This window comes from Caldimonas sp. (assembly GCF_046291045.1).
Taxonomy (GTDB): Bacteria; Pseudomonadota; Gammaproteobacteria; order Burkholderiales; family Burkholderiaceae_C; genus Caldimonas.
Genome location: NZ_JBKBSL010000064.1, coordinates 1 through 6,845, shown reverse-complemented (window position 1 = coordinate 6,845; position 6,845 = coordinate 1). Strand labels below are relative to the sequence as shown.

Genomic DNA, 6,845 nt, shown 5'->3' with positions numbered 1-6,845 from the left:
ATGCTGCCAGCGTGTACCGCTACATGAACTTCGACCAGATCGAGGAGTACGCGGACACCGCCAAAGCGGTGGTGGTCTGAGCGGCCGACGAGCCCCTTCCTGAACGGCCCTGCGGGGCCGTTTTTCTTGCGGTCCGCGCTCGGCCTTGCGCGGCGGAGCTTGACCGCAAGCCCCCGCGCGTCCTAACGTCATGCCGTGCGGCCACAATGGTGTTGTCGCCCCCTCCCACAACGACCAACCTCACGCCTCACGGAGTCTTTCATGGCCCAAGCCCCCGCCCATGCCTTTGCCAAGACCCTGAAGTCCTTCAAGACGGCCTCCGGCAAGTCCGGTCAGTACTTCTCGCTGCCCGAGCTGGCCCGGCAGTTCCCGAACGTCAGCCGGCTGCCGGTGTCGCTGCGCCTCGTGCTGGAGTCGGTGCTACGCAACTGCGACGGCCGCAAGGTCACGCCCGAGCACGTGGAGCGACTGGCTCAGTGGGCCCCCAACGGCGAGCGGGTCGACGAGATCCCCTTCGTCGTGGCCCGTGTGGTGTTGCAGGATTTCACCGGCGTGCCCCTGCTGGCCGACCTGGCCGCGATGCGTTCGGTGGCCGCCAAGATGGGCCGAAACCCCAAGACCATCGAACCGCTGGTGCCGGTGGATCTGGTGGTCGACCACTCGGTGATGATCGACCACTATGGCAACAGGCAGGCCCTGGACCTGAACATGAAGCTGGAGTTCCAGCGCAACCGCGAGCGCTACCAGTTCATGAAGTGGGGCATGCAGGCCTTCGAAACCTTCGGTGTGGTGCCTCCGGGCTTCGGGATCGTGCACCAAGTGAATTTGGAATACCTGGCGCGCGGTGTGCACAGGACGGCCCAGGGGGTGTACTACCCCGACACCCTGGTGGGCACCGACAGCCACACGACGATGATCAATGGCATCGGCGTGGTGGGCTGGGGCGTGGGCGGCATCGAGGCCGAGGCCGGCATGCTCGGCCAGCCGGTCTACTTCCTCACGCCCGACGTGGTGGGCTTCGAGCTGACCGGCCGGTTGCGCGAGGGCGTCACGGCCACCGACCTGGTGCTCACGGTCACCGAAATCCTGCGCCGCGAAAAGGTGGTGGGCAAGTTCGTCGAGTTCTTCGGCGAAGGCACGCGCAGCCTGTCGGTGCCCGACCGTGCCACCATCGCGAACATGGCCCCCGAATACGGGGCCACGATGGGCTTCTTCCCCGTGGACGACAAGACCATCGAGTACTTCCGCGGCACCGGCCGTACCAAGTCCGAGATCGAAGCCTTCGAGGCCTACTTCCGGGCCCAGAAGCTGTTTGGCATTCCGGGCACGCCAGACTTCGTCGGTGGTGACATCGCGTACTCCAAGGTCGTCCGGCTCGACCTGGGCACGGTCGCTCCCAGCCTGGCCGGCCCCAAGCGCCCCCAGGACCGCATCGAGATCGGCCAGTTGTCGGCCAAGTTCACCGAACTCTTCAGCAAGCCGATCGAGGCCAATGGTTTCAACCAGCCGGCCGACAAGCTTGGCCAGGTCTACACCACGTCCAACGGACTGCAAATCCGCAACGGCGACGTGCTGATCGCCGCGATCACGTCGTGCACCAACACCTCCAACCCCGGTGTACTGCTAGCGGCGGGCTTGCTGGCCAAAAAAGCGGTGCAAGCCGGGTTGAAGGTGGCGCCGCACATCAAGACCTCGCTGGCCCCCGGGTCGCGCATCGTCACCGACTACCTGGAAAAGGCTGGCCTGCTGCCCTACCTGGAAAAGCTCGGCTTCCACGTGGCCGCCTACGGCTGCACCACCTGCATCGGCAACGCCGGCGACCTGGCCCCCGAGATCAACGAAGTCATCACCCGCAACGATCTGGTGTGCGCGGCCGTGCTGTCGGGCAACCGCAACTTCGAGGCCCGCATCCACCCCAATCTCAAGGCCAACTTCCTGGCATCGCCCCCGCTGGTGGTGGCCTATGCCATCGCCGGCAACGTCACGCGCGACCTGATGACCCAGCCGGTGGGCCAAGGCAAGGGCGGGCGCGACATCTACCTGGGCGACATCTGGCCCAGCAGCGACGAGGTCTACGCGCTGATGAAGTTCGCGATGGATCGCAAGGCCTTCAAGGAGAACTACGAGAAGGTTCGGACCAAGCCCGGCAAGCTGTGGAACCAGATCGAGGGCGCCACGGGCGACGTCTACGACTGGCCGAAGTCCACCTACATCGCCGAACCGCCCTTCTTCCGCGACTTCACGCTCGCGCCGCAAGCCAGCGATGCTGGGGTGAAGGGCGCACGCATCATGGCCTTGTTCGGCGACTCGATCACCACCGATCACATCTCGCCGGCCGGCTCGATCAAGGAAAGTTCGCCTGCCGGGCAGTGGCTCAAGGAGCACGGCGTGCTCAAGGCCGACTTCAACAGCTACGGCTCACGCCGAGGCCATCACGAGGTGATGATGCGCGGCACCTTCGCCAACGTGCGTATCAAGAACCTCATGATCCCGCCGCTGCCCGACGGCTCGCGCGAGGAAGGCGGCCTCACCTTGTTCCAGCCCGGCGGGGAGAAGATGTTCATCTATGACGCCGCAATGAAGTACCTCGCCCAGGGCACGCCCACGGTGATCTTCGCCGGCGAGGAGTACGGCACCGGCTCGAGCCGGGACTGGGCCGCCAAAGGCACGCAGTTGCTGGGCATCCGCGCCGTGGTGGCACGCAGCTTTGAACGCATCCACCGCTCCAACCTGGTGGGCATGGGCGTGCTGCCGCTGCAGTTCAAAGGGGGGGATTCGTGGGAGAGCCTGGGCCTCAAGGGCGATGAGCTCATCGACATCGTCATCGGTGGCGAGCTCAGGCCCCAGGCCGATGTGACCCTGGTGATCCAGCGCGCCGACGGCAGCCGCCAGGAGGTGACGGTGCGGCTTCGCATCGACACTCCGATCGAGGTGGAGTACTACCAGCACGGCGGCATCCTGCCCTATGTGCTGCGGCAGTTGCTGACGGCCTGAGGCCAGCGGGGGGCACGCCACAAGGCGGGCGCCCCCGGCCGCGGGCGCCGCCTCGCCCACGTCAGCGCACGAGGCTGGCGTAGGCCGTTTCGTCGAAGCCCACCAGCACACGTGTGCCGGCCTCGACGACGGGGCGCCTGATCACGCTGGGCTGCACGAGCATCAGCGTGCGGGCGCCGGCGGCCTCCAGCGCCTGGGACTGGACCGTGGCGTCAAGCCTGCGCCAGGTCGTGCCCTGGCGGTTCAACAGACGTTCGGCGCCAACGACGGCCAGCCAATGATCCAGCCGGTCCGGAGGAACCCCCTGCTTCTTGAAGTCATGGAACTCATAGGCCACGCCGTGCTCATCGAGCCAGCGCCGCGCCTTCTTCACGGTGTCGCAGTTGGGAATGCCGTAGAGCTTGATCATCGTCCGTTCAGGATCCGCGCCGACGAGCCGCCGCGAAGGGACAGGCGTGCCTCCTCGTCGGCGTCACACAGGGGATCGACACCATACCCGGTTTCCGTGACCCGCTGCGTGGAGGCGTCCAGACTCACCTGGAACCACTGACAGAAGGGAGATTCGTAGCGGTACGACCAGACGATCTCGTTGCGGCGCGGGATGCGCCGTTCCTCCGAGGGGCGACCCAGCCGGTACAGCAGCTCGGCGCGGGTGATGCCGGTAGGCACCTGTTGGAAGTGCGGCTCCGCCAGAACCTGGGTCCATCGCTTCACGCGCCCTTGGGCGTCGAGATCGGCCATGTAAGTGTGCCGCCCATAGGGTCCGCGGGCGTACTCCAGCCGTCGCAGGCCATCGGGCCCGAGATGCTCGCCGGTGGGCGGCCCCATGCGGGCGCGCACCTCGGCCTCGCTGGCGCCGGGATGCAGCGGACCGGGACCGTAGCCCGACGCACAGCCCGCCAGCGCCCCGACCAGCACCCACCCCAGGCTCGCGGCAGAGCGAGGCACCCAAGCAGCAGGCACGGGGGGAAGGCTCATCATGCTCATCCAATGGATTGACGGGTGCGGACACACAAAGCATGCGTTGGATGGCCCCATCACGCCGGGGTTCCCGCCTGCGACGACGATAATCTTGGCACCTCAGCCTGAGCCCATCGCCCATGCCCCATCGCGCCCCCATGAACGAAATGGTCCGTGTACCAAGTTCTACCTCCTCGAGGCCGAAGCGAACGTCGGTCGCCGCTCCCCGCACGAACGACCCGGAGCGCACCATGCAGGACATCCTGGAGGTGGCCACCCGGGAGTTTGCGGCCAAGGGGCTGACGGGTGCACGCATCGACGAGATCGCCGAGCTCACGCGCACGAGCAAGCGGATGATTTACTACTACTTCGGGAGCAAGGAAGGCCTGTACATCGCCGTGCTGGAGGAGGCCTACCGTCGCATCCGCCACATCGAGAGTGAATTGCACCTGGAAGACCTGCCCCCCGAGGAGGCCTTGCGCACCTTGGTGGCCTTCACCTTCGATTACCAGAACGCCAACCCCGACTTCATCCGGCTGGTGATGAACGAGAACATCCACCGCGGCGAATTCCTGGCGCAGTCCCAGACGATCCAGCAGCTCAACGTACCGGCCATCGACGCGGTGCGCACGGTCTACGAGCGCGGCCGTGCGGCCGGGGTCTTCCGCGACGACCTCGACCCGGTGGATCTGCACATGTCGATCAGCGCGCTGTGCTTCTTCAATGTGTCCAACAGGCACACCTTCTCGCTGATCTTCAAGCGCGACATGGCCTCACCCGAGGCCCTGGCCGCCCGGCGAGCCAGCATCGTCGACCTCATCGTCCGCTACGTCCGGAAGTAGACCGGCGCCCGGGCACCGAGCGGCCTGGGTTTGCGGGAAAGTACTTAGTAAAAAACTAACCAGTTCGTACATTATTGAGTCATGGCTTGCCCCTGACCGCTGCCTGGTGAGGCGCCACCTTCCCCCGGCCAGGCAGCCTGCGCTGCGGGCCATTACCTTCAAGGAGAACCGCGGTGAACCGCCCCATCGAACGCTACTGCCGTGTGCTCGACGGCCTGATCGCCGCCTTCTTGGCCGTGATGGTGTTGCTCGTGTTCGGTAACGTGGTGCTGCGGTATGCCTTCAACTCCGGCATCACCGTGTCCGAGGAGCTGTCGCGCTGGCTGTTCGTATGGGTGACCTTCCTGGGCGCCATCGTCGCGCTGAGGGACAAGGGCCACCTGGGCACCGACATCGTCGTGGCCCTGCTCCCCCGGGCCGGCAAGAAAGCCTGTCTGGTGCTGGGCCACGGGCTGATGATCGCCATCTGCTGGCTGATCTTCGATGGGAGCTGGCAGCAGCTGCGCATCAACTGGGATGTGCAAGCCCCCGTCACCGGCCTGTCGATGGGCTGGTTCTACGCCCCTGGCGTGGTGTTTGCCGTGTCGGCCGCCGTCCTGCTGGTGCTCGACCTCTTCAAGGCCCTGCGGGGCCAGCTCAACGATGCCGATCTGGTGCAGGTGGCGCAGGCCGAGGCTCTTGCGCAGCTCCAAGCCCCGCACACGGCCGACCCTCCCAGCGCGGCCACATCCTCCCGCGCGCGCTAGGGGAGTCCTTCGATGACCGTGGCCATCTTCCTTTTGTCGCTGCTCGGCGCCATGGCGCTGGGCGTGCCCATCGCCTTTGCTCTGCTGACCAGCGGGGTGGCGATGATGTGGCACCTCGACCTCTTCGACGCGCAGATCCTCGCGCAAAACCTCATCAACGGCGCCGACAGCTTTCCGCTGCTGGCCGTCCCCTTCTTCATGCTGGCCGGCGAGATCATGAACGTCGGCGGCCTGTCGCAGCGCATCGTCAACCTGGCCCTGGCCCTGGTGGGCCATGTCAAGGGCGGCCTGGGCTATGTGGCAGTGATGGCCGCCTGCCTGATGGCGGCGCTGTCGGGCTCGGCGGTGGCCGATGCCGCCGCGCTCACGGCCTTGCTGCTGCCGATGATGGTCAAGGCCGGGCACGACAAGGCCACCTCGGGTGGACTGATCGCCTCGGCCGGCATCATCGGCCCGGTCATCCCGCCCAGCATCGGCTTCGTGATCTTCGGCGTGGCGGCCAACGTGTCCATCGCCAAGCTCTTCATGGCCGGCATCGTGCCGGGCCTGCTGCTGGGCGCGGCGCTGTGGTTCACTTGGTGGTGGCTGGTGCGCCGGGACAAGATCGAGCCTCCGCCGCGCAAGTCGGCACGCGAGATTGGCGTGGCCCTGCGTGAATCCCTGTGGGCGTTGATGCTGCCGGTCATCATCCTGGTCGGACTGCGCCTGGGGGTGTTCACGCCCACCGAAGCCGCGGTGGTGGCAGCGGTCTATGCCTTGTTCGTCTCGACGGTGATCTATCGCCAGCTGTCGCTTCGCCAGCTCTACCCGATCTTCGTCGCAGCCTCGCGCACCAGCGCCGTCATCATGTTCCTGGTGGCAGCGGCGATGGTCAGCGCCTGGCTGATCACCGTGGCGGACCTGCCGTCGATGGTCATCGACCTGCTCGAACCTTTCATCGATCGACCCACGCTGCTCATGGTGGCGATCTTGGTACTGGTGATGGTGGTGGGCACGGCCATGGACATGACGCCCACCATCCTGATCCTCACGCCGGTGCTCATGCCGGTGGTGAAGGCCGCGGGCATCGACCCCGTGTACTTCGGCGTGCTGTTCATCATCGTCAATGCCATCGGCTTGCTCACGCCGCCGGTGGGCACAGTGCTCAACGTGGTGTCCGGCGTGGGCCGCATGAAGCTCGACGAGGTCACCCGCGGCGTGCTGCCTTTCATGGCTGCGCAGACCGCCGTGCTCTTTCTGCTGGTGCTGTTCCCATCGATCGTCACCGTCCCGGCCCGCTGGTTTGCCGGCTGATGACACCCCC

Annotated in this window: 6 protein-coding genes; 4 read left to right on the top strand and 2 right to left on the bottom strand. The window is 66.2% G+C overall.

Translation table 11 applies throughout. The annotated features are described in order from the left end of the window. Positions 1 to 261: 261 nt before the first annotated feature. On the top strand, positions 262 to 2,994 hold the full coding sequence (acnA, locus tag ACK4ZD_RS14995) for an aconitate hydratase AcnA (RefSeq protein WP_409663851.1): 2,733 nt from the start codon (positions 262 to 264) through the stop codon (positions 2,992 to 2,994). 61 nt (positions 2,995 to 3,055) lie between these two features. On the opposite strand, the gene ACK4ZD_RS14990 is transcribed toward acnA, so the two are convergent. Beyond that, positions 3,056 to 3,403: an ArsC family reductase gene (locus tag ACK4ZD_RS14990; RefSeq protein ID WP_409663848.1), complete on the bottom strand. Its 348-nt coding sequence runs from the start codon at positions 3,401 to 3,403 to the stop codon at positions 3,056 to 3,058. After that, a complete protein-coding gene (locus ACK4ZD_RS14985; RefSeq protein ID WP_409663845.1) occupies positions 3,400 to 3,972 on the bottom strand; it encodes a hypothetical protein in 573 nt (190 codons plus the stop codon). The genes ACK4ZD_RS14990 and ACK4ZD_RS14985 overlap by 4 nt, the downstream gene beginning before the upstream one ends. A 149-nt stretch (positions 3,973 to 4,121) precedes the next feature. On the opposite strand from ACK4ZD_RS14985, the gene ACK4ZD_RS14980 reads away from it, so the two are divergent. The 3 genes from ACK4ZD_RS14980 (at position 4,122) to ACK4ZD_RS14970 (ending at position 6,835) form a co-directional block, all read left to right on the top strand. Continuing rightward, positions 4,122 to 4,796 (top strand): TetR/AcrR family transcriptional regulator, encoded by a 675-nt coding sequence (locus ACK4ZD_RS14980; protein WP_409663854.1) that lies wholly within the window; start codon positions 4,122 to 4,124, stop codon positions 4,794 to 4,796. A 173-nt stretch (positions 4,797 to 4,969) separates the two neighbouring features. Continuing rightward, the gene (locus ACK4ZD_RS14975) at positions 4,970 to 5,542 is read left to right on the top strand and encodes a TRAP transporter small permease (protein WP_409663843.1); all 573 of its coding nucleotides are present in this window, start codon (positions 4,970 to 4,972) and stop codon (positions 5,540 to 5,542) included. A gap of 12 nt (positions 5,543 to 5,554) precedes the next feature. Next, a complete protein-coding gene (locus ACK4ZD_RS14970) occupies positions 5,555 to 6,835 on the top strand; it encodes a TRAP transporter large permease subunit (RefSeq protein ID WP_409663840.1) in 1,281 nt (426 codons plus the stop codon). Positions 6,836 to 6,845 lie beyond the last annotated feature (10 nt).